Annotated in this window: 20 protein-coding genes; 15 read left to right on the top strand and 5 right to left on the bottom strand. The window is 35.5% G+C overall.

From position 1 onward, the window contains the following. Positions 1-3: 3 nt before the first annotated feature. The 8 genes from AC58UU_RS36975 (at position 4) to AC58UU_RS36940 (ending at position 8,500) form a co-directional block, all read left to right on the top strand. Positions 4-1,155, top strand: coding sequence for a hypothetical protein (locus tag AC58UU_RS36975; protein WP_497322422.1), 1,152 nt, complete (start codon positions 4-6; stop codon positions 1,153-1,155). A 1,409-nt stretch (positions 1,156-2,564) separates the two neighbouring features. Beyond that, positions 2,565-3,809, top strand: coding sequence for a hypothetical protein (locus AC58UU_RS36970; protein WP_497322421.1), 1,245 nt, complete (start codon positions 2,565-2,567; stop codon positions 3,807-3,809). 187 nt (positions 3,810-3,996) lie between these two features. Further along, complete coding sequence (locus tag AC58UU_RS36965) at positions 3,997-4,230, top strand: hypothetical protein (protein ID WP_497322420.1); 234 nt, start codon at positions 3,997-3,999, stop codon at positions 4,228-4,230. Between the two features lie 94 nt (positions 4,231-4,324). Next, positions 4,325-4,621 carry a four helix bundle protein gene (locus tag AC58UU_RS36960; RefSeq protein WP_497322419.1) on the top strand — a complete coding sequence of 99 codons (297 nt, stop codon included), beginning with the start codon at positions 4,325-4,327 and terminating at the stop codon, positions 4,619-4,621. A gap of 241 nt (positions 4,622-4,862) precedes the next feature. Next, entirely contained in the window at positions 4,863-5,039 is a 177-nt protein-coding gene (locus AC58UU_RS36955; protein ID WP_497322418.1) for a hypothetical protein, read from the top strand. Positions 5,040-5,131: 92 nt separating this feature from the next. Beyond that, positions 5,132-5,299 (top strand): hypothetical protein, encoded by a 168-nt coding sequence (locus AC58UU_RS36950; protein ID WP_497322416.1) that lies wholly within the window; start codon positions 5,132-5,134, stop codon positions 5,297-5,299. A 787-nt stretch (positions 5,300-6,086) separates the two neighbouring features. Continuing rightward, complete coding sequence (locus AC58UU_RS36945; RefSeq protein ID WP_497322415.1) at positions 6,087-7,184, top strand: PD-(D/E)XK nuclease family protein; 1,098 nt, start codon at positions 6,087-6,089, stop codon at positions 7,182-7,184. 485 nt (positions 7,185-7,669) lie between these two features. Further along, positions 7,670-8,500 carry a hypothetical protein gene (locus AC58UU_RS36940; RefSeq protein ID WP_497322414.1) on the top strand — a complete coding sequence of 277 codons (831 nt, stop codon included), beginning with the start codon at positions 7,670-7,672 and terminating at the stop codon, positions 8,498-8,500. 287 nt (positions 8,501-8,787) lie between these two features. Here AC58UU_RS36940 and AC58UU_RS36935 read toward each other — a convergent pair whose 3' ends face one another. From AC58UU_RS36935 to AC58UU_RS36925, 3 genes are all read right to left on the bottom strand, one after another. Then, entirely contained in the window at positions 8,788-9,072 is a 285-nt protein-coding gene (locus AC58UU_RS36935; protein ID WP_497322413.1) for a hypothetical protein, read from the bottom strand. Between the two features lie 14 nt (positions 9,073-9,086). Then, on the bottom strand, positions 9,087-9,287 hold the full coding sequence (locus AC58UU_RS36930; protein ID WP_497322412.1) for a hypothetical protein: 201 nt from the start codon (positions 9,285-9,287) through the stop codon (positions 9,087-9,089). Positions 9,288-9,709: 422 nt separating this feature from the next. Further along, the gene (locus tag AC58UU_RS36925) at positions 9,710-11,086 is read right to left on the bottom strand and encodes a hypothetical protein (RefSeq protein WP_497322411.1); all 1,377 of its coding nucleotides are present in this window, start codon (positions 11,084-11,086) and stop codon (positions 9,710-9,712) included. A gap of 232 nt (positions 11,087-11,318) precedes the next feature. On the opposite strand from AC58UU_RS36925, the gene AC58UU_RS36920 reads away from it, so the two are divergent. The 7 genes from AC58UU_RS36920 (at position 11,319) to AC58UU_RS36890 (ending at position 20,611) form a co-directional block, all read left to right on the top strand. Beyond that, a complete protein-coding gene (locus AC58UU_RS36920; RefSeq protein WP_497322409.1) occupies positions 11,319-11,510 on the top strand; it encodes a hypothetical protein in 192 nt (63 codons plus the stop codon). Positions 11,511-11,514: 4 nt separating this feature from the next. Then, positions 11,515-12,084 (top strand): tyrosine-type recombinase/integrase, encoded by a 570-nt coding sequence (locus AC58UU_RS36915; RefSeq protein ID WP_497322408.1) that lies wholly within the window; start codon positions 11,515-11,517, stop codon positions 12,082-12,084. Positions 12,085-12,227: 143 nt separating this feature from the next. Then, entirely contained in the window at positions 12,228-13,019 is a 792-nt protein-coding gene (locus tag AC58UU_RS36910) for a TnsA endonuclease N-terminal domain-containing protein (protein WP_497322407.1), read from the top strand. Between the two features lie 15 nt (positions 13,020-13,034). Continuing rightward, a complete protein-coding gene (locus AC58UU_RS36905) occupies positions 13,035-15,164 on the top strand; it encodes a TnsB C-terminal domain-containing protein (protein ID WP_497322406.1) in 2,130 nt (709 codons plus the stop codon). Continuing rightward, entirely contained in the window at positions 15,157-16,653 is a 1,497-nt protein-coding gene (locus AC58UU_RS36900; RefSeq protein WP_497322404.1) for an ATP-binding protein, read from the top strand. The genes AC58UU_RS36905 and AC58UU_RS36900 overlap by 8 nt, the downstream gene beginning before the upstream one ends. Further along, positions 16,650-18,173, top strand: a complete 1,524-nt coding sequence (locus AC58UU_RS36895) for a TnsD family Tn7-like transposition protein (protein ID WP_497322403.1) — start codon at positions 16,650-16,652, stop codon at positions 18,171-18,173. The genes AC58UU_RS36900 and AC58UU_RS36895 overlap by 4 nt, the downstream gene beginning before the upstream one ends. Positions 18,174-18,367: 194 nt before the next feature. Next, positions 18,368-20,611, top strand: coding sequence for an ATP-dependent helicase (locus tag AC58UU_RS36890; RefSeq protein ID WP_497322402.1), 2,244 nt, complete (start codon positions 18,368-18,370; stop codon positions 20,609-20,611). Positions 20,612-20,732: 121 nt separating this feature from the next. On the opposite strand, the gene AC58UU_RS36885 is transcribed toward AC58UU_RS36890, so the two are convergent. Both AC58UU_RS36885 and AC58UU_RS36880 read right to left on the bottom strand, forming a co-directional pair. Next, a complete protein-coding gene (locus AC58UU_RS36885; RefSeq protein WP_497322401.1) occupies positions 20,733-21,971 on the bottom strand; it encodes a competence protein CoiA family protein in 1,239 nt (412 codons plus the stop codon). A 135-nt stretch (positions 21,972-22,106) separates the two neighbouring features. After that, a partial coding sequence (locus AC58UU_RS36880; RefSeq protein WP_497322400.1) for a hypothetical protein occupies positions 22,107-23,454 on the bottom strand: 1,348 nt, incomplete at its 5' end.

Genomic DNA, 23,454 nt, shown 5'->3' with positions numbered 1-23,454 from the left:
TTAATGAGTATTGGTGGAAGCGAAAAGGAATTTATACTAAGTATGTTTTTGATGACACATAAAGAGGTTCTGGAAAAGGTATTGGGGTTCGAGTTGGACCAAATTGTATTAGAGATGCCTCATGGGCGAAGTAAAGTAGATATGTTAGGCGTAGATGGGGATCGTCGGGTTGAGGTTTTTATTGAAAATCAGATTAAGCCATCTGATCGGAGCCACTTGATGGAAAAGATTTTGCCCCGAATAGATGATGTATGTGAAGGCTGTATCATCTGGATTGCCAGCTCTTTTTGTAAAGAACATTTAGCAATTGTAAAGCAACATATACAACGAAGCCGCCACAAATATATCAACTTTTACGCAATTGAATTTAATCAACATACATTAGAACAAATTGAGAGGTTGAACAATCTTTATAAGCTCGAAATTGTTCCAAACTTATCGTCGATTAACGAGATTCAAGATCCACCGCTATCACTGGTCTATAAATATGAGCAAATACCGAAGACGCATGTTGGTAAAGCATTTGTTGGTAAGCGGCTCTTAGATTTAGAGAGATCAGAAGATGTGAATGAGTATATGTTGGAGCAGTTAAGGGTATCTCTACCGGAGTTCATAAATCTATTTAAAGCCAAGAAGCATAACAAGCATAATTTGATTGTTAGTTTAGGAGCCGGCAGGTCGGGAGCATCCTACAGAATTTCAGTAGGTCGAAGGATTCGTCCGGCGTTTGCGGAGTTGTTTTTCGCTTCTAATCAAACCTCTGTTTTCGAAAGTTTTAAGAGAAATGATATGGCAATAAAAGAAGCAGTTCATAATGATATCGTCATGGGTAACAGAAGGATCGGAGTATATTTCAGACCTGATCCTGACCTGGATGTGACCATTTCTCGTGTAGGTGAGATTCTTTCCAAATTGATATCGTATTTCAGTCCGTTTTTATATGGGCAAGAAGAAGTGGATATTCAATCAGATGAGGAAGATGAAAAAGGAGATTTGAAGGAAGACGGTGAAGTGGAAGGATTGGATTTTAGGGAGTATCTTAGATTGCCTGGAGTAAATCCATACATTGCTGAACTAATGCTTGAAGAAGTCTATGATGAACGAGCATTGCAAAATAATGAAGAAAAAATTGCTGACTATCTTTTATGGTCATAATGTATTATTTAGCCGCCGATAGAGCGGTTTTTTTGTTGTTTATTATGAGGTAGTCATACATATTAATGTGATCATAGATAAAAATGCATGTTAAGACGGTTCTATATTTTTATGTACCAACTTTACTACCTCGAGAATGCAAGGAATCGACTGGAAATGGAGGATAACTTCCTTTACCCTCTTCTCCGGTATCATTGCAAAGAAACTATACTTATTCATTCGCACAGTTATTCATTGAGTATGCAAAATATTGTAGTAAAGTTGTCGGAGTAAAAAAGAGTATTTTGTATGCCGCGGCGAAAGGATTACGTAATCTGTGTATTGGTTTTAAGAAAAGGTAATCAACTTTCAGAATACATAATAATATAGAAGCAGTTTTCGTAAACGTAACTTTCAGCATACATATTACCTATATATACGAAAAAAAGTCGCTTTACTCGAATAAAGTGACTTTTTATTAATTCGCTTCTTATCGAATATCGTGTCTCCGGTAAAACGTTTCTGCGGTACCAGAACCTATCTGTTGATATCGCCCCTATGGGCGGGGTTGTACTCAAAAGATATGCGAAAGACATGAAAATCGTTATCGCTCTCTAAACTGGTAATGTGTTGAGGTGCTGTTATTTCAGAAGTATCCAAATGGCTTGATGCAACAATGATATTTTTGCAATAAAAATGTGGTTTTTCTTTACTTTTACGGATAACTGTAGATTGAAGCGGTACATCGAAGAATATGTCTCTTATAAGCAGATTGTTTATGTTTTTTAGTCCTTTCGCGAAGGCGATTAGTACAGTCAATTCTTTTACGATGAGCGACCGGAGTGGTTGTTGCAGAAGAACATCCGCTTATCTCAATAGAGTGATTATATTATAAAGGAAACGCATATAAGGCTTATATGAAGCCGCCCATGATTGATTTCTGCAAAGTCAAGCATCATGATGGTGTGTCGCGGATACACAAAATTTATGATGAGAGAAACAGAGGTTTTGAAGAACAAAATTAAAGTAACATATCTATGCATCCAATATTTTACATAAAACTCAGAAAGCATTATCACATCTTTTCGGATACATGCTACTGAGTATTCTTTTGTAAACATGGTATTAAAGTGCTTCGAAAAACTGTTCCCTCATTTCCCAAAACATCGTAAGTCTTCTCCTTCAAAAAACCTTTAAACAGATTGCTGGATCTAAGCTTTACTTATTGTTTTGGCAACCGAAAACCCTTGTTACTAAAGACCAATACTGTTGCCTACCGAAAGTAATCCCATAAAAACAATGTCTATGTGATTAAGTCTTCATGTCAATAGAAATGTTGTTCAACCTGACTCGACACATAACTTGTTTTAAGTGATTGTTTTTTTACGTATCCTCATGGTGAAACAAATAATCATGAGGAGGTCGTTGAAATGGGAACTATTGAAGCGAAAAGCAAGAAGATGGAATATGAAAGGGTTAACCGGATCCGAAGAGAAGTTGAAGATGCTAGAGAAAGTGGGGCAACTGGAACGGAATTAAGAAATACCGCTTACAGAATCATGATGGAACAGTCCAGGGAGAATAATCAATCTATTTATGTAAAACCTGGTGTCGCCGAAAAACGAAAGATTCGGCAGACATTAATTGAATCAGGCAGACTTGAAAAATTCGTTAAAATTCAACATCGTTCCCAACTGTACATGTTTATACAAACGAAACAAAAGTTTGTTGACTATGCATTACATTTTAATATGTTCGAATTGATCTTTAAAAATTTGCAAAACAAACAAACTGATGAGAAATTTCCCTGTGAAATTCAGGAGAATGCTATCGGCTGGATTTCAAAGGATCCAGATAGCGGAGTGTTTCGCTATTTTTCTAAAAAAGGTAACAAGACAATAGGTCTCAGCATTTTCGATTTGATTGAAATTGTGGATGGTGTGGTCATCGGAAAGAAAGAAGGATTTAGCTATGCGTGTAAAGAGTTGGCTAAACTTCTGGATCTTGAGGAGCTTAAGGATGCATGGGTACTTGAACGGATAAAAGGATATCGAGATAACTTGGAGTTTCTCTCACGAGCAGAAGAATTAATCGGGACAAGATATCCTACCTTGTACGAGTATCTACGGAAGCATGTTTCACTTTTGAAATTTCTTATTAGCTATGGAGAGGCTCGTGTAAGCAGACAGTTTTATTTTCATGGCGATCATGTTTTTTGTGTCGCTACAACCTATGTACCAGAACACATGGAATATGATCAACCGGAGGTATCGCGGCTAATGAATCTGTTCGCTTTACTCGGATTAGTAGTGAAAATTGACCATTCCACACTCCCACGGGAGTTGCGTGAAGTAGCAACAAAAATATATTCACGAAGAATTTCGAATACGAGAGACGGCGTTGGTAAGTACAGCTATATTTCATTTTACCGTATTCCACAATATTCAAATACAACGATATTTGAAAAGGCAGAAAATATAGCAAAAGTTATGAAGCAAGCTGGAATGAGAAATGAACGGCGAATTACCGAAGAATCCGTACTAAAGATCTTCGGGGAAGAGAAGGTTCATGAAGTGTATGTATCTAAATGCCATGTAAAAAAAGTAGAGGAAGTACGGAACAAGCCAATTTACGCTTCTGCGGAAGACGATGACATAAGTTATCTTCCTTTTTGATTAAGAAACAAAGAGAGGATTACTACACTATTCATGGTGTATCAAAAGAGATTTCTCGCATATTTCAATCATTTAAGGGGTTAAACCAGGTTCGACCGATAAAGCATATTCAGACGCTTGCATATAAATAAAATATAAATATAAGCAGAAATTGCTACTTTGCTACATGATAAGGAGATTTGGATGAATGAAGTATAAAAGCATCCAAGAAATGATCAGAGTAGAAACGTGGGGAAAAATCGAAGACGAAATGGCAGATGAATTTGTACTAGTATCGAAATCGTTAAACGAAGTAGTAATCGAGAAATCGGATTTAGGATTAACATTGGGTTGTGACTTTAATAACTATTATCAAATACCTATCTATTCGATTTCTAAAATCATTGAAGGGAGTATCCGTTCATCAAAAGAAAAGGGATAAAATATTAAACGTGGTGCAGTGAATATGGGCAAGGTTTTGTAAGGATAGTTGAGGTTGCGTAATAGTTACTCAGAATTTTTAGGGGGATCATGAAATGGAACATATGAGGGAGCCACAAGTCCGTGACTTTCGAAAACTAAACGTTTACGAAAAAGGAATGAAATGGATTAGTGAGATCAGAGAGATAGTAAAGGGGTGGAAGTGGGAGGATCGTCAGGTAATTGGAAACCAGGTGATGCGATCCTCTACTTCCACAATCGCCAATCTGGTCGAAGGAAACGCGAACTTATATATGCAAAAGGAGATCAACTTCATAAATATAGCACTTGGGTCCGCTGGAGAGACACAATTTTGGTTGGAGGAAGCCCGAAATGCCGGACTGATTGGCTAAGACGTATTTGAAAGGCTGGATGAGCAAGCAATAGAGATTAGGAAGATGTTGGTCGCGATGATAAAGCGTATAAAGATGGAGATTACGGAGAAGAAAGGTGCTTGAGGATAAAACAAAAATGTCGAACATACTCCGATAGTAAATGAGTTATCAGGGGATGTGATCCGCACTATAATATGAAGAATTGAGGAGCTAGGGCATGGAAAAGCCGAGAAATTCGGAACGGAGGGGGGATTCTTCATTGAACCAAACGAAAGTGATGGGAATCGTGAATGCCCATCTATTATTGAAAATGATCATCCGCCTAGCACTCAACCGGGACTCTGGCTTCAATGGATTCCGACCGATGATCGAAGACATATTATATGGGATTCTAACGGAAGATTTTATGAAGCGGACAAATGGATTATATATCTGATTGACCGAATTTTGACTCCGAGAGGTTACTCACTAAACGGCGTGGTAAATTGCCAGGGTGCGGACGAGAAAGATCAATGGAGTATTACAGTGATGGAGAGTAGATGCCGGTTTCGAAAAGTATTGAGTCCAGTGGCTCCAGTACCAGAATTTGAAGGATGGTATGAGGAGCAGTTGGAGAGGAAGAAGGCGGCTCTTAAGGAAATTATGGGTGTAGAGGAGTTCGATAAGCTTAACGAAAGAATCGATAGAATCGCCTAATTATTAAAGTTAATCCGTAGTTATAAAAGGTAATTTCTATAGTATGAAATTGAAGCTATGGATGGCCATGGAAATCGATTAGATTCCATGGTATACATAATTATATATGACTTAAGAGGTAGTTATTGACGTGTTGGTCGGTGACGAAATGCTAAGGATTGGTTAATCAAGTGTTTCTTAGTCATAAAAGAACTCATCGAGATAAGCTGTTTTATTATCAGCATGAACTCTGCACAGTTGGCTGTTACAAGCTTCATCAATAATGTAAACACGATAATCAGACTCCAGCTCAATAATACGAACTCGCTTGCCTTAGTTTATATTTATTTTCAGTCAGTCACCTACTTTCCAAAGGATAATGTTCTCTTGGTAACAGTATGGGAATATACGTTCGTTTTATTCGTTGGATATATTTTAGTGGATAAAGGTAAAAATGGTTCAAGTTATTCATATCATTAAAAAATGATTAAGATAAGGAGTCGAGAAAGGAAAGCGGTATTTTAAACCATGATATAAAATAGTAATAATTCAAATGGTTTTGATAAAATTGTCAATAGAGTAAATCATTTTTAAAAAAAGTAAACTTGTTCATTTAGTTAAGGGGGGCAGATGGAATTGTGTCCGAACTGTCGTAGAAAAGTCGAATATGTGGTTCGATATCTTGATGAAGATAAATTTCTGTCAACTGTTAATTGTGTTTGTGCTGATCAATGTGGGTATTCGGATGCCATATCAAAGTGCCCGCTGTGTCAAAGTGATTTGATTGATGATGCATGGGATCTTATACATGAGACGGAAAATGAGGACTACATCATGGATGCCTTTTATGCTTGGGTTTGCGAAAAAAGATGTGGTTTCTTCGTTAGAAAGGATTGAAAGAAATTGGGGGATGTTGATGATTGAAAATTTTTTTGCAGATATTTGGGGCACAAAGGAAACGTCTTATTCTTCAGTGATTGCTCAAGCGATTGGAATATCCCCGATATTTCGGGAATTCTTTGAACAAAAATGCAGAATTGAAAGTTCTGCACATATTATGAAAGCTGAAACTGAAAGTGTGCTACCTGAAGGATTTGGTCGAATTGATATTTTAATTGAATATGATGACGGGATGTTAGTTGGAATTGAGAATAAAAAATGGGCGGGACTTCAAGACAACCAATTGCAGAATTATAGTATTGCCTTGAAAAAAATGAGATCTCAGAGTAAACTGATTTTTTTATCTCCATCAATATATCGATTGAATGACAATGATAAACCACAAGATCTAGTGGAAATAACATATAAGGAAATTATAGATAAAATAAGACAATCGAGTTGCAACAATGAATTCGAATCTAATTATTTACAATACTGTATCGAATACTTTGAGGTGATGGAAATGAAACCATTTCATGAAAAAGAAATCAAGTCACTTTTTTATTACAGCAGTATACTGCAGAAGCTCGATCTTGTATTGAATGAAATGAGAAGTGATACTGATCCCAAAATCGAAACTTTGAATAGTAATTATAAATTATTTCGTAGAACTATACGTAATTTTGATATTTTTATTGGTTTTCGATTTGGAACAGATTGGTATTACCGTACCCCTATGTTAAAAAGCTCCGAAGGTGATATGACTCCGGAATGTATTGTTTATATAAAAGATACTTGGAATGACCAGGAGCAGAAGAGTAAAAATGAAGCAATATTACAGGTACATAAAGAATCTAAGTCTGCATTGAGCGAACTGGGAGAGGTTGATTATTACGATCGGAAAAAGAAAGACGAATGTAGATTAGTCATTAGAAAGCCTTTATTCGATTTTATTGGTCAAGATGGGTCTGAAATTGTTCACTGGTTTAAAAATGTCGTTGTACTAATTGAAAATAAATTACCCTAAAAATAGTTTGATGATGGGAATAAAAGATTCCTTTGAACTGAATTGAATCAGCACAGGACTGATCAACGGAAAACTGTCTTCATAACTAATGATTATGTAAAAAAACAAATGAACATTAGGGGGGAATTGGAGTCATCACTAATAGCAGTTGAAAATAGCAATTCGCGAGAGAGATATGTGATTAATATCATGAGGTGTGCTGTTCCGAGTTTTGGGGAATATACTGATTCTAAGAAAGATATGGACTTAAAGAAATGGTTGAGGATAATATTCCCAATATTGCACTAAGTAATATATAATAGGAATTGATACATGTGCATATTGGTAAAAGAAATTTAGTCTTGATGATTGATTAATTGTGAGCGAGAAAATCTTAGATAACTTTATTGAGGTAGTCTTCCATAAGTTAATAATTTATCGAAGTTTTCATAAATAGAGGCAAGAGAAGAACTATGTGATGCAAACATATAAATAATGGAGGAAACATGACGCTACTAGTATCTTGGATAGGTGTTGATTCTCGAGGACCAACATCAGCTTATATAGCAAGTGATAGTAAGATTACATGGGGGAAGATTGGCGAATTCAATTATGGTAAGAAAGTATTTGCGTGCAATAACCATCCCGACATTTTGGCATACTGTGGTGATGCTCTATTCCCATCAATGGTTCTAGCTCAAATAGTAGAAATGGCTGATTGTGGTTTATTATTTGGACCAAGGGCTTCCTGCGAGGAGAAATTCTCAGCTGTAAAAGAAAAACTAATTGAGATACTTAAAACATATCCTACCAGTATAGCAGGAATAATTGAAGTCGTAGAAATCATTCATATTTCAAGGGATTACGAGCATTGTCGCCATTTTCAAGGTCAACTCTTAAAATGGCGGCGTGGAAAAGACTGGACGTCTGAGCAAATGGACTTACCTACTAATTCAGATGTTTTATTTGTTAGTGGATCCGGTACTCGTGAATTTCAGCGAAATTATACAAACAGATATCAGGCAGGTGACAGTAACAACAGGAATACTTCCAGAAATGTGTTTCATTGTTTCTGTGATACAATCTTTAATACTAATGATTATACCGTTGGAGGTCCACCGCAACTTGTAGGCTTGATAAGCAAGCCAGGTACTGCATCAATTAAATATGGAATTATTAAGGACAATAAGAGATATTTATTTGGGGCAGATATTGACAATTTAAGGAATTATGATAGTATTGGATGGAGAAATGACCTGTTTGAATTGTGTGATGGATATACAATGAAAAGAATTGAAAAAGCCGCTAGTCAACCGGATTATTTAAGGCGGCACTAAACATGGCAACTCCCTGGGTCCCCCCAATACATTACATGGGGAAGCGAGGTGCAGAGACATTCGGTACTGAGTGTACCGAATATCTTGCCAGGGTTATATAGATAAAATGAAGATAGGGATCCTACCTATCTTTTTTTGCTTTTTCATAATAAGAGATTCTTTGAAGATAGAGAAATGTATTAAAGGTTCCATTAATTCCATGTTTGAAGGAACCCTCTACATAACTGATCATTATGTTAAAAAGCGACCCCAGAATACAGGTCGCTTTTAAATATTTAAACGTATTTTTATTCTGTAATCATTTTTGAGAGTTGATCAATTAGAATTATTGAACGGTCTTTTTCTTCATTAGAAATACTTTCATTTGTGAATCTCACATCCGCTTGAGAACGTAAAATTCCGATAAGACCTGTTGGTGCGTAGTTAAGTGAAAGATTATCAAAATGTTCACGATCACGATAAACAATCCAAGCTATATCTTGAAGTAGGTCTACTTGTGCCGGTGATAGATGTGTTTTGCCTTCTTGGTAAGCACTTGGCTCGGAATGGTGTTTTTGTTCCTTTCGCATCATGATTCCCCCAGTTATTATAGCCTTTTGACTTCATCTTTATATAAAGTAATATATGATTTCTGCTCTTGTCCAGTCAAATCGTTAATCAAGTTCCCCTTTAAATTTCCCTCGCTAGACTCCTCATATATGTGTGCAATTCTACTGATCAAATGTTCGTCCTTTCCCTTATGATCACCCGTCCGTGCGATGATCTCTACCTTATAAAAAGAACTCATACTTATTACACCTCCAGTAAAATTATACCATAAAATAATTTGGAGAATAAGGGGGGAAGACCACCGTTGATGATATATGATGAGTATCAAAATGTGTGCATTTTGACGCAGATTAAAGAGACCCGATTTTTGTGTGCCTAACATTGGAATATAATCAAAACATGTATCAAAACTAATCATAGAAATTGTGGTATATTTTTGTTGAACAGCTTAACTATCAAGCGGAAAATGGGGAGGAATCATTGTTGAGGATTGCTAAGTAATTCTTCTTTTAAGATGAGATCCAGTATCATGCTTTGATCTTTTAGCATTTAACTGTAGTATTGTTCATACAAAAATGCAAAGATGTCTGCATAACGAATGATTATGACAAGAGATTATGTTATAAAAGAAAAAGTACGGCAATAAGCCCGTACTTTTGGTTAAAAAAGATAATCCCACGGAGCATCATTTTCATCAATCATAAAATGGTATATGACATTTGCTGTGTTTTTTAAGTAAACTAATTTAGATACTTCATCTTTTGTTAAGCGTGTAGCTAAAAAGATATGTACGGGATATGGGAATACACTGTGTAGATTTCCATCAAGTATTCCCGTATGCCCGTTGGTTATATGATTAATAATTCCTTCATTGGAGGATGAATACTCAGTAATTATTATTTCTGTATTTTGATCTGAAATCCAAAGACCGCTCGGATAATCATGATAAACAACAGAACTATCAATTTCACTTGTAGTGGTTATAATTTCCTCTACATATGATTTTATTTGAACGTCCTTACTAAGGGTATTATTAAAATGATAAATCCGATTTTTTCTACTGTAATCATGACTTTGTAGGTCAGATAAGGACATTTTATCTTTTAACATATTACTTTGTTCGACAAGGTATTCTATAGTGTTCAGTATTAATACCTGAAATGTAACATTTTTGTTTTCATAGACTTCAGCTGGACTAAGGAACGCAAACCTAATTATTTCATCCACTTGTTTTGACTCACTATTTAAATATTCCTGGCATAAATCAACTAATTCAAATAGACTTATGCTAATTAACTTTAAGTCATTAACCTTTTTTGATAGTTTTTCACGGTAGTCACTATCTAGAGTTAATAGCTTTCTGAATGCTTCTTTCAACTTTTCATCAGTATTTTCACTTCCAAAACCATGCATTGAAGGGGCGGCGGAGGATATCTCCAATAAAATATTTATTCTGTCCAATAGCATAGCAAAGATCTTTCTACAGATATAATTAAAGTTCTTCTCTTGAGTCTCTTGAGTCCTTTTTTCTTTATTCATAATTTCAAGCATAGTATTAAGTTTATTTTCTAACTCTACATCAAAAAGGGAGTTGTAAATTCCCTGGTCTTTCATATCAATAATAAGTGTACTTTGTGTTAACAATGCAATTTCGATTGTATTATGTTTATCTTTTAATTCTGCTTTCAATTTTGACCAACGTGCCATTTGAATTGTATCGAAATCAATTGGTACACATAAGGTCCATTTATTGAAAGTGAATTTTTCGGAGTTAAGTGCGGATTTAAAGGAACTACTTATTTGTGAAATTTGGCTATCATCAAATTTATCAATAAAATATTTGCATTGGTATATTTCAATAGGTTGTGAGAAGTCGCCGATCATGATGTCTATACCATCATCACCGGGGTTTGGCTCAATTGTTTGAACCTCTTCACCATGTTTCTTTCTTAACAGGTATAAACAAGATGATTCGAATTTTTGTCTTGCCCCAGCTGTCCCGTATTTATCTCTAAAATACTTAAAATCTCTTTCCAAAAAATGATCCCCCTCAGAATTTCCGCGTTTATATTAAAGGAGTATACCATATTTTGGGATATAATTGAAATTGACACAACCTGATTAAGTCAACCTAAGAATCCTTTAGGTGTGGGATTTCTGAAAAAGGGTCAATTTCATATTTTTCTGTTTTATCTTGTATCTTACTAAATGGTCCTGATATACTATTTTTGTAAGTTTGGTGGATTTTAGTGGAAAAATGGTGATTATAGTGGAGAATGATGATAAAAAGGAAGAAATGACTGAGCATGAAAAACTTCTGGAGCAAATTTATCAGATGGATCCACTGATTGCAAAGGCGGCGGAAAAGTTAAAGCATCTATACGAGGATCGCGAAGTAGTCAAACAGTATAATCAAAGAGAAGAACAATTGAGAAAAAAGAGGTTAGAGCGGGAGAGGTAGCAGAATGAAGATGGTTTACCCAATCCGAGAGAAAAAACAAGTAGAAGTTGTTAAGAGCTATCTGAAATCAAAAAGTGTGAGGGATTACTTGATGTTTCAAGTGGGGATATCATCAGCTCTCCGAATATCCGATATCTTACAACTTCAAGTAAAGCATATATGGAAGAATAAGAAGCCAACCGAGTACATTGAGATAAACGAAAAAAAGACGGGGAAATATAAAAGATTTCCTATCACGCCGAATCTAGCAAAAGCGATAAAAGAATATGCACTGGAATATGAGGTTAACAATCCGGAATTGTACTTGTTCCGAAGCAGGAAGGGTGAGAATAGGCCAATTAGCCGCCAGCAAGCTCATTCCATTCTGGATCATGCATGTGACATGTGTTCAATACCTGAGCCATTCGGCACGCACGGCATGAGAAAGGTCTGGGGCTTTTTTGCCTTCAAGCAAGGAATATCATTGGACTACATATCAATTGCCTTAAACCATCGGAGTATTGCAGAGACGAAGCGTTACCTAGGATTACTTCAAGATGATTTGGATGACATCTATATTCAAGTAAATTTATAAAAAATGATAAGAGCCATGATCACGTAGGTTACCGTTAAAAAAAACGGTTGAAATTGCCTATGTGATTATGGCTCTTAAATTTTGACTAGAAACAATGTAATTGAATTGATAGTAAAAGGAACCGAAAACTTTAGGAGGTCACGATGAGTATCTGGACTAAAGATAAAAGAAGCAGATATATAAAAGAAGGAAGAGGTGCTGGAGTTGGGAAGAATTACATTCCATGGACCAAAACCCACGATTTCTCCTCGAAAGGCAGAGCTACAAGAATATTTGGTATTAAAACTAATCGCATACACCATCTCCACTCGGACGTTCAGTTACGTGCATTTCTTATGTATGAATGGAATGACGACGTGATTGATATAAGAGAATGTTTCCCTTTACTGGATGTTATGGAGGTAATTGATAATAAAGAGGATCTAAGGTTAGATAAATTTTGTGATAAAGAGTCGGGAGAACCATTAGTGCTAACGACAAATTTCTTGTTAACAATAAGAGACCCAAATGGTAAAGAAAGATATATTGCTAGGTCTATTAAAGATTCGTCTGAGCTTAGTAGAAAGATCACTTTTGAAAAAATGGAAATCGAAAATCGATATTGGCGAGCAAAAGGAATTGAGTGGAAAATAACGACGGATAAACAATTACTGAGGCAATTTGCTAAGAACATTGAATGGGTTAGAGAGACAATGTTGGTGACAGAATCAAATGAAGTAGACAAAGACCAGCTTTCCGTTACCTTATTAAATCATCTATTGAATAATCACGACTTTATTTTAAGTAATATTTTAAAGGATTTCGATAAAAGGGAGGGGGCATCTAAAGGTACTGGGTTGTACTTGTTTAGATTCTTAATTGCTAAGAAAGAGATCAAGATTGATATGAGAAACAAAATCGATTTGTCATTAAGAGTTAAAGACATGATGATTTGAAAAAGGGGGATTGCAATGAGATATGTAGAGAACATGTTGCTTAAATACGGAGACGGAAAAGTAATTAGAGTTCTGTATATAAATCGAGTTACTTCTATTATATATGTGATTGACATGGGGAGTAACAGGTTGTCATATCCTTTGAAACTTGAGGAACTTGAAGTACTGCAAGAGCAATCGAAATTACTGATAATGGAAGAAGATGCTTACTGCCGGATTGCATTTGAAGAGGATTTGAGCGAAGCAGAAAAGACTAAAAGAAAACATGCCTGGGAGGTTGTAAGACACATACTAAACAATCTAGAGACCGAGGAACTAATTTATATCAGTAAATATAGAGAAAAGGCAATAAAAGAAGCAATGCAGATCTTTAAGGTGAGTTATAACGGAGTGAAAAACTTACTTGTCCGCTATTGGCAGGGTGCCAAAACAAAGAACAGTCTGTTGCCTAGCTACTATAGATGTGGTGCAAGACAAAAGGAAAGAAAAAATAGTGATAAAAAGCGTGGAAAACCGCGATATGGAGAAAAAGGAGTGGGTGTGAATGTTGATGAAAATATGAAGAAGATTTTTAAGGTGGCACTCAATCGTTATTTCTACTCCGAACGGAAAAACTCGTTAAAAATAACGTATGAATTGATGCTCAGAGATTTTTTCGCTAAAGAGCATGTTGAACAAAACGGAATAAAAATTCCCGTACTTTCCGACAGTTCTCTACTACCGACGTATCAACAGTTTTTGTATTGGTTTAAGAAATTGAATAACAGCAAAGTAGAGATATCTAAAAGGAGTGGAACCAGAGTATACCAACAAAATTTCAGAACAATTATCGGGGATTCGACCCAAGATGCAGGTGGAGCATGTGGTTCGCTTTGGCAAATTGATAGCACATTATTTGATATTTACCTTGTATCAAGCGTTTCGAGGGATTTAATTGTTGGTCGCCCAATTGTCTTTTTAACGATAGATGTGTACTCCCGCCTCATTATGGGGGTTAACATTAGCTATGAATCTTTAAATTCTTATAGTGGAGCAATGGTCGCCCTCGCAAACAGTATGACTTCAAAAAAAGAGTTTGCTTCGAAATATGGCATCAAAATTGAAGATGATGAATGGCCCTATTGCGTGCCGATTCGTGTGATGGCAGATAGAGGTGAACTCGTGGGGAAACAGATTGAAAATGCAATAGAAAGCTTGGGGATAACGATACAAAATAGCCCACCGTACCATGCTGATTACAAAGGAATTATAGAGGTTGCCTTCTCGGTGATGAATTCGAGGATTAAGCCCTTTGCCGATGGTGTTGTTATAAATGGAAAGGGCAATAAGGGACGCGGAGAAACTGAATATAGATTGAAGGCTAATTTAACGATTGAGGAATTTACAGAGATAATATTGAAGTGCGTGTTGTTTCACAACAAAAGCCATGTTCTAAAAGATTACATATTAGATGAATTAATGTTGGAAGAAAAAGTAGAAAAGATACCAATCGAAATTTGGAATCATGGTTTAAGGCATAGGAAAGGACAATTGAGAACTCTCCCAGAAGAGATGATTAAAACGCACCTATTTCCAACTGACACAGCTTCAGTGACTTCAAGAGGGGTTTCTTATAAGAAGATGCTATACGCTTCCGAATACACTCTTAAAAATGAATGGTTTCAAAAATCAAGAATAAAGGGCAGTTGGAAAGTGAAAATCTGCTATGACCCGCGAGATTTAACAAATATCTATGTAATTGATGAAAATAATCAGGGATTGCAAAAGTTGACCCTATTGGATCATCTAACGAAATATGCAAATAAAGGAATAGAAGAAATAGAACGGATGGCTGAATATGAACAAAGTATGGATGAGAAGAGCAAAGATAGGGAGTTGCAAGAAAAAGTAAAGCTTTTCACCGAGATCGAGCAAATTGTTAAAGATGCAAAAAGAAAAACAGACTCCGAAAGAGATTATAGTAAAAGTAAGAGTAAGCGTCTAGCAGGTATTAAAGAGAATCAACGAAACGAGCGATTGTTGCATCGAGGAAATATAAATAAAAAAATATCTATTACCGAAGACACATACCCTCATGCTGAAGAACTTGACGAATTACAGTTATTCAGACAACTTCAAAATGATGAACAGGAGAATCATGAATAAAATAATTCAACTTCCTAATGGAATGGAAGCATACGAAGCTTATTACAGCGAATTTCCTATTGAAGAATATAACTGCAATCCTTTTATCCAGGCATTGCCACCTTTAATTGATAAAAAGACAATTATTCAGAAGTTGAAAATGAATCCATCTTTTAAAGAAGAAGAACGAGAATTGGATAGTGCTTACAGAATTCATATTATTCAACGGCTGTATAAGATTTTTCAGGTTTTACCTATACATATTGACATCTGGAACATGATTTTTTCGCTAATTTATCAAGGGTATTTAGCAAGAAACCCATTTGATAAAGAATACAATAAATATGTTAATTCAACGGGTAAACAAATAATAAATAGAACTTATGATATTAATAATAGGATTGATTTTAGAACTACTGCCAGCAGTGGGCTCCTAATTGGTTTCTCAGGTATGGGAAAAACAACAACTATAAATAGGATTCTCAGGAGTATTCCACAGGTTATCATTCATAATACGTACAACGAGCAACACTTCAATCACACACAATTGGCACATTTAACACTGCAAACTCCGCATAATTCAAGTCTCAAGGCATTATCCCTGCAATTTTTTATGAAGATAGATGAATTACTGGGAACAAATAACTATAAAAAATATGTTTCACGAAACTTATCTGTAGATGCTATGCTCCCATTAATTGGAATTGTTGCTAATAACATAGGGTTAGGTCTGTTAGTGATTGACGAGATACAGCATATACAGAATCGTGGTATGCATCAGATGATGAATTATTTTGTAACCCTGATGAACTCGTTCGGTGTTCCTGTTGTCTTTATTGGTACACCAGCTTCCTATGCGATTTTCCAAACCGAGTTTAGACTAGCTAGAAGAGTTACAGGTAGTGGTGAGATTGTATGGAATAATTTAGAAAATAAACAAGAATTTCGATTCTTTCTGGAGTCAATGTGGAAATTCCAATGGAATCGTAAATTTACTCCATTAACCGAGGAATTAATACAACTATTCTATGAAGAAACTCAAGGTGTATCAGATTTAATTGTTAAATTATTTATAAATGCCCAGCATTTAGCGATAATCAGCGGAAAAGAGGAGCTCACTACTGGAATTATCAAAAGAACGGTGAAGGAAAACTTTAAACTAATGAAGCCCATGCTTGATGCATTACGATCAGGAAATCCTTTTAAAATTTCCCAGTATGAAGACTTAAGGAAAATAGAAGTAACCTCAATAACAAAGAAAGTTGAGCTTCTTGATCAGCAAGACAAAATAATTGAACAGCAAATGGATGTAAGCCAAAACCAAACTAAGAATATAATTACAACTCTACCCGAAACAAAGACAAAAAAAGTGATAGACTACTTGAAGAATGATATTAGATCATTATTTAATCAAGCTTCCAAAGTAGAAATATCCCCCTATGAACTTCTTTTAGAAGGCGGTTATATAGATGAGATGAGTGATTGGAAAGAGGAGGAAGATGACCTATGATGAACTTTCTTCCTTTAGTTTACAAAGATGAACTGCTTTATAGTGTCATATCACGATATAAACAAAAGTGTGGCATGATAAGCAAAGCGGCTTTAAGTAAGGACTTATTCAATGGGAAAACCTTGTTTAAGTCTGTATTGTTCCCTCAATATCTAAAATTTTTTATGAGCAATTTGCCATATAACTCAAAGTTAAGTATGGATGAGCTTATTCTTAAACATACACTGTTCCCCTTCTATACAGCATTTCTGGCTGAAGATCATGCTGAGAATATTTACAATGGTATGGTAGAGGGTATTGGCACTAGTTTTGAAAATCAAATCGGTCTTGCTGGGTCTAAAGTGAATCTTAATAACTTTTTGAAATTCTGTCCTCTATGTTATAGAGATGATATTGAAAAGTTGGGAGAAAGTTACTGGAGAAGGTCACACCAAATAGTTGGGGCTTTTTACTGCTTACAACATGAGGTTACTTTGGCGAATAGTAATGTTGCTAGTTCTCATAATCTGATAAATTATTCGTGTGCTGACGTAGGTGCTTGTAATCAAAAAGTATTAAATGATCCCTATTCTATAAAAACAAAAAGACTTAATTTAAAGTATCTTCAAAATGCTTCTTATCTATTGGATGAAAATCAGAAAAGAAAGAAGCCGACATTTATTATTGACTATTACATTGATAGATTGAGAGAAAAAGGCTTCGCCACAAAAAGTGGTCAAGTGTGTATTAAAGAATTATTAAAGGCTTTTTTGGATTTTTATCCAATAGACTATTTAGAACTTATGCAAAGCAATTTTGAAATTGAAAATGGAACAAATTGGTTAAGACTTTTTGTTAGGAAGGATGCTAGGGGCAGTACTAGAAATGTTTTAAGACATCTTCTATTGATTCAATTCTTGGAAATAAATTTAGATGATATGTTTAATTGTAATAAGGTTATAGGAAAGATAGAAGTGGTTAGAAAAATTAATCCTACTTTGGATTTTAATAAAAAAAGGGCTGACTGGTTGAACATAATAAAAAATAATCCCAATGCTAATCGGCTTGAACTAAAGAATATAGGTAAGGGTGCTCACCAATGGGTCTATCTTAATGACAGGGAATGGTATGATCAAGTGACACCGAGAGTAAAAGAAAGAAAGAAAAGAAGAGAAACAATAGACTGGCTTCAAAGAGATGAGGAATTCTTACTACAAGTGAAACATGCAGTGAAAAACCTGATGATTGTTGACGGCAAACCAATAAGAATTACACCTGCAAATATTAGAAGATTTTTGGGTCAAAAGAGGAAAATTTTTCATGAAAAGCTGATAAAAACAAGGCAGTATCTAACTGAAATAACAGAAGATATTGGAGATTATCGGATTAGAAAGATTAAATGGGCTATAGATGATTTAGAGAAGCAAGGAAGGAAAATTACACCTTATAAAATTCAGTTACACGCAGGCTTTGGAGGAGCAGGAGGGAGAATGGGTATTATAAAAGTAATAAATGATATTTTACAAACTGATTTAAAGTAATTACCCTGTTCTTTTATCAAGAAATTATGAAACTAATACAACATTGAAACCTATTTTACCGAATATTGGTTACTGTGTCCTGGTGAGCAAATTTAAAATAATAAACCTTATCCCTATCTCTCTGTTTTTCCACTTTTTACTATAACTAATGATATAATGTTTTTAAATTACTAGTGGTAGTGGGGTATTAGGGCATGCTTGCAAATGAAGATTTTTTTGAACGTAAGAAATATCAAATAGGAGTTTCATTGAGTGAAGTCCAGAAGCAAGCAGTTCTTCAGACTGAAGGTGCACTGCTTCTTTTGGCATCACCAGGGTCAGGTAAGACGACAACCATTATCATGCGGATTGGCTACCTCATCGTAGAGAAGGGGATCGTTCCTTCTCGAATTAAGGCAGTTACATTCGGTCGTGTATCAGCAAGTGATATGAAGGAGCGGTTCAAACGTTTTTTTCCTGATCTTCAGCCTGTTGATTTCTCAACAATTCATAGTTTAGCATTTGAAGTTGTTAAAGAGTATTTCCAAAAAACGAGGACAGACTTCCAATTCATTGAGGGAAATTTGGATATGGAGGAGCAGGAGGTAATCGACTCAGATAATTTTCCGCGACACAAGAAAATCATATTGCGGAGGTTGTTTAAATTAATTGTTGGTGAAAAAATTACCGACGATCAAATGGACGAGTTGACCACCTATATCAGTTTCATAAAAAATAAAATGATCCCACAAGAAAAGTGGTCGTTCGTTAAGGTAGAGGTTCCCAAAGCCGAGCAGATCCTACAAGAATATGAAGCATTTAAGAAGACGGGAAATCGAATGTTACTGGTTGATTACGACGATATGCTAACGATAGGAGAGCAGGTTCTAGAGAGTGATAGGGAACTGCGTCAGAAGTATCAAAAGAGGTATGATTACGTCCTTACGGACGAGAGCCAAGATACCTCTTTGGTTCAACATAAAATTATCGAAAAATTGGTTCGAGAACATGGGAATCTTTGTGTTGTCGCCGATGACGACCAGTCGATTTATTCCTGGCGGGGTGCAGAGCCATCTTATTTACTTAACTTTAAGCAAGCATACCCTCAAGCACTTGACTTGTTCATGGAGCAAAACTATAGGTCATCCATGGAAATTGTAAATGTAAGCAATCAATTCATTAAGCGAAATAAAAATAGATATGAAAAGAACATGTTTACCAAAAACCCACCACATAGACCTATTAAAATCAAGAGTTTTGCTGATTATCAATATCAGGCGAGATACTTGGTACAAGAGATAAAAAAAGCAGAAAATCTTAGAGATGTAGCGATTCTCTACCGTAACAATTCGTCCTCTATTAGCTTGATTAATGAATTTGATCGAGCTGAGATTCCTTTTTATATGAAAGATGCAGATAATCGTTTTTTTTCTCATTGGATAGTGAAAGATATACTTAACTTTATGCGTATGTCCTTTACTGATAAGCGTCTTGATATTCTGGAAAGTATTCGAACAAAACTTAACGTATTTATTTCCAAACAGCATATAGAAATATTAAGTGAAATTGAAAATAACGAATCTGTCTTCGACAATTTGCTAAATCACATTGAATTTCCGGGAATTCAACGAAAACAAATTTTGGATTATAAAACGAAATTTCGGCAAATGAGAGGCATTCCGCCGCTGGATGCAATTCGAGTGATTCGAAACCAAATGGGCTATGAAAAGAAGATTGAAAAAATGTGTGAGCAACTTGGATTTAGCAAGGAATATTTGATCGGTATCCTAAATACTCTCGAAGAGATTGCAAATACTTTGAATACGATGGAGCATTTTGCGAATCGGTTACATCATCTAGAATCTATTATGAAAAACTCGAAATCGAATAAAGATCAAAATGTAGTGACATTCTCTACCTTACATAGCTCAAAGGGATTGGAGTTTAAGCGAGTCTATATGATTGACTTGATAGATGGCATCCTACCTTCGAACGATGACGTCCAGAAAGGTGCTGGAGGAGACCAGGCGTTCATAGAAGAAGCCGCTCGATTATTTTATGTCGGGATGACTAGAGCGGAAAAAGACCTGGAGTTAATCACGTACAGGATGCGGGACGGTGAGAAAGTAGTAGAATCCCAGTTTGTCTCCGAAATTCGTGGAATATTAAATCCACCAAAACCAGAACCAAAGGAAGTATCACCAACGGATAAAGGTGAACAGAAATCAGAGAAACCGATAGCACATTTTAATCCAAAAGCTATTAGGGATAAAAAAGATTTAAGAATAGGAGAGTTCGTTAAACATCGTGTGTTTGGTCACGGGAAAATCTTAAAAGTAAATGCTGAAAGCATCTACATTGGGTTTCAAACAGGTGTAAAAGTCCTGCTCATTCAGACAATTATAGAAATGGGGGCCATAGAGCCAGCAGACTTTATCGAGCAACAATTATTTTTTTAAGATTTTTTGGTTAGTATTAATGAAACGGTTTAGTAGTAGAGGGATAAAAGACGAAAAAAAAGACTTGGAAAAATATAAGACCAGCAATGAGTTAGCCCCTCAATACTGGTCTATTACTTGATTATGCTAGGTATTCTAAAAGAGCTAGCTCCAACTGTTCAAATGTTTCAAGTTGCTCAGCAAGAAGCCAGATCTCGTCGAATTGTCTTATCCCATATTTCAACACGTAAGTATGCCATAATCTTACTTGTTCCTTTTGGGTCATTCCAAGTTTGTGATATAGTTTACTTTTTAATTCAGTATAGGATAATGTACTATTTTGAAGAGAAGATTCTGGTGTGGGACCGCTTCTAATGGTCGTTGCAAGTATACTTTGGTTTGAATCAACCTCTTGCTGATACTCTGCAGTGGTGTTTCTTTGATTAAATTCCTCATGAAATCTTTGGCGGTCTGTTATCTCTTGTTTAGGGTCACTTAATGCAAGTTTTCCATCAAAAGAAAGAGCTGTAGATATGCTCATTCTATATCCTTCGCTTAGAGCAAAAGCACGAAAAGGAAATTGATTCTCATCGATTATAAATCGATGAACGGAAAAATCAATGCCTTGTTGGGTCGAGTACACGTAGTATAGACTACGAGTGTCCAATGAAATGCCTCTATTTTTACTCCAGAAACCAAAAGTTCGGAAAAGTTCAAATGCGTCATCACTGAGTCCTATTAAGAATTCATCCCATTTTAGATCCTCTGTTGATTTTACTGCAAGGTCTATTTCAGATTCCCATAAATGGATAACGTGATTCTCAATATCTAAAGAAAGTTCAGGTTCTTCTATGAACCAAATTGTTTGTAGGTTGTGCTCCCTAAAGTAGTCGTTTCTTTTCTTTATTTGTTTTGAAAGTTTGTTGTCTCTTGATCGATCGACATTAGTTAAAATGGAGATAGCCAATTCTTTGCCTTGATTTTTTAGAATAATATCTGGGAATTGGGACCACTTCTCTTTAGCTTTAGCAATATAACCATACTCGACCTGAAGTTCGGGGCGGATCTTTTCTTGGTTTTTTAGAACTTCATGTATGATCTCTCGAATTACCGAATGATTTTTAGACTCACGTTTTACTTGCGTCTTATATGCTTCAGATGATTCCGTAAGTAGACACGATTTCCCAGAACTGTGTGAGAAAAAGACACCACGAATAACGCCAGCTTTGACAATTAAGCTCTCATCGCAGTGAGGACAATTAAATGCACCTTTATCAGCTCTTTTTTTTAGGCTATCAATTTCTTTATTACGATCTATGCTTAGTAATTGAAGATGCTGTTCTATATTGAAGAGCTTCCCCTCATAAATAGCGTGATACATGAAAACACCTCAAATGTATTTCATAATATAAAAAAGGGTAATATACGAGAATCGTATAGAAAAAGAAATAGTAGGAGCGATGACAACGATATGTATACGTTTCAACTTTAGGTGAAAAATAAATCATCCTTGCAGTTAGAAGATACTATTTGCCTTCATTACGTAAGAGTACGGATTGTTCCTCAATGATGACTGTTTCTCTATATTATAAAGAACATTATTTGCGATAAGGGATATTCCAGATGCAGTAAATATTGCTTGTGGAACTGAGAGTCCAAACATTGTTGACATAAACGATGTAGCACCAAAAGATAGCAAAGATACTTTTAGGGTTGATTCTACAGCCCATTTAATACCACTTTGATCCAAGGCTCTTTTTTGTATATTAATTGCTGGTTGTACCTCATTAATATAGACATCACTTATGTGTTGACGTAAATGATTTAAGGGCATATCGTTGTTAACTGACTTTGTTAGTTCTTCAACTTTCTGCCGAAAAAGTCCAAGCTCATCAGCATGATTTTTTCTGAATTCGATGATTTTACTGACATCTGTGTCTGGGGAAACCTTTACAGACTCTATTATTAAATCTGCTAAAACTCCTTGAGCAAGCTGTTTAGAGACGTATTCAGGTCGTTCATTATAACTATATTTATCTCTATTTCTATCTATTGCATTTAAGGCTCTTGCACGATGTATATTCATTCTTTGTTTCATCACTTTTACTTTAGCGTCTAATTTAACCGAAGTAGCAAGCTGATCGTTTAATGTTTCTTCGCAGAGCAAACCAAGACCTAAAGATTCAGAGATCTTTGTAGCTAACAGTGTCATATAATAATTCGAAAATCTGCGGTCTACAGGAATAAAACCATCTTTAGTGCGTTGAAACCTTGCTTTATCTTGAAGAGCATAAGGTAATTTTTCAGGATGTATTCTTACCAAATCTTCAAAATCATAGGGTAATTTTTCGGCATGAATAACATCCGTTTCAGTTATTTGATCAGTTAGCAATAACCTAGATCCTTCATCGGAATTAAGATACTCCATGACTTGCTTTTTTAAAGAGCGAATTTCTTTAGAGGAAGAATCAACAAAATGTGGAATTAAAATCCCTTCGTTATATAAATAGTTTGAGGTCTTAGTTGTATATGGATCAGAGATCGAATAGGGGACAATTGTTTGTATCGAGTCCCAATATAAAAGAGAGTTCTTTAACCAGCTCTCATCTTGGATTTCAATCCAAGGGTAATATAATGCTCTTGTAAATGCCATATTAATCCCCCCGTAAAACATATAAGCAAATAATAACATGACATTACAATTATTAACAGTATACTTGCGTGTAGCTATGCCTGTCCCCTTAACCCTACTATGTAGCAAACAAATAAACCTTTGATATAACAAACAAACTCCTGACAAAATCGCAATAAAGCCTTGATAAGCCAGGAAAATGCCAGAAATAGAACGCCAGAATCGAGCCACA

Source organism: Paenibacillus sp. JT22N1, assembly GCF_059692155.1.
This window is presented reverse-complemented; position numbering and strand designations above follow the sequence as displayed.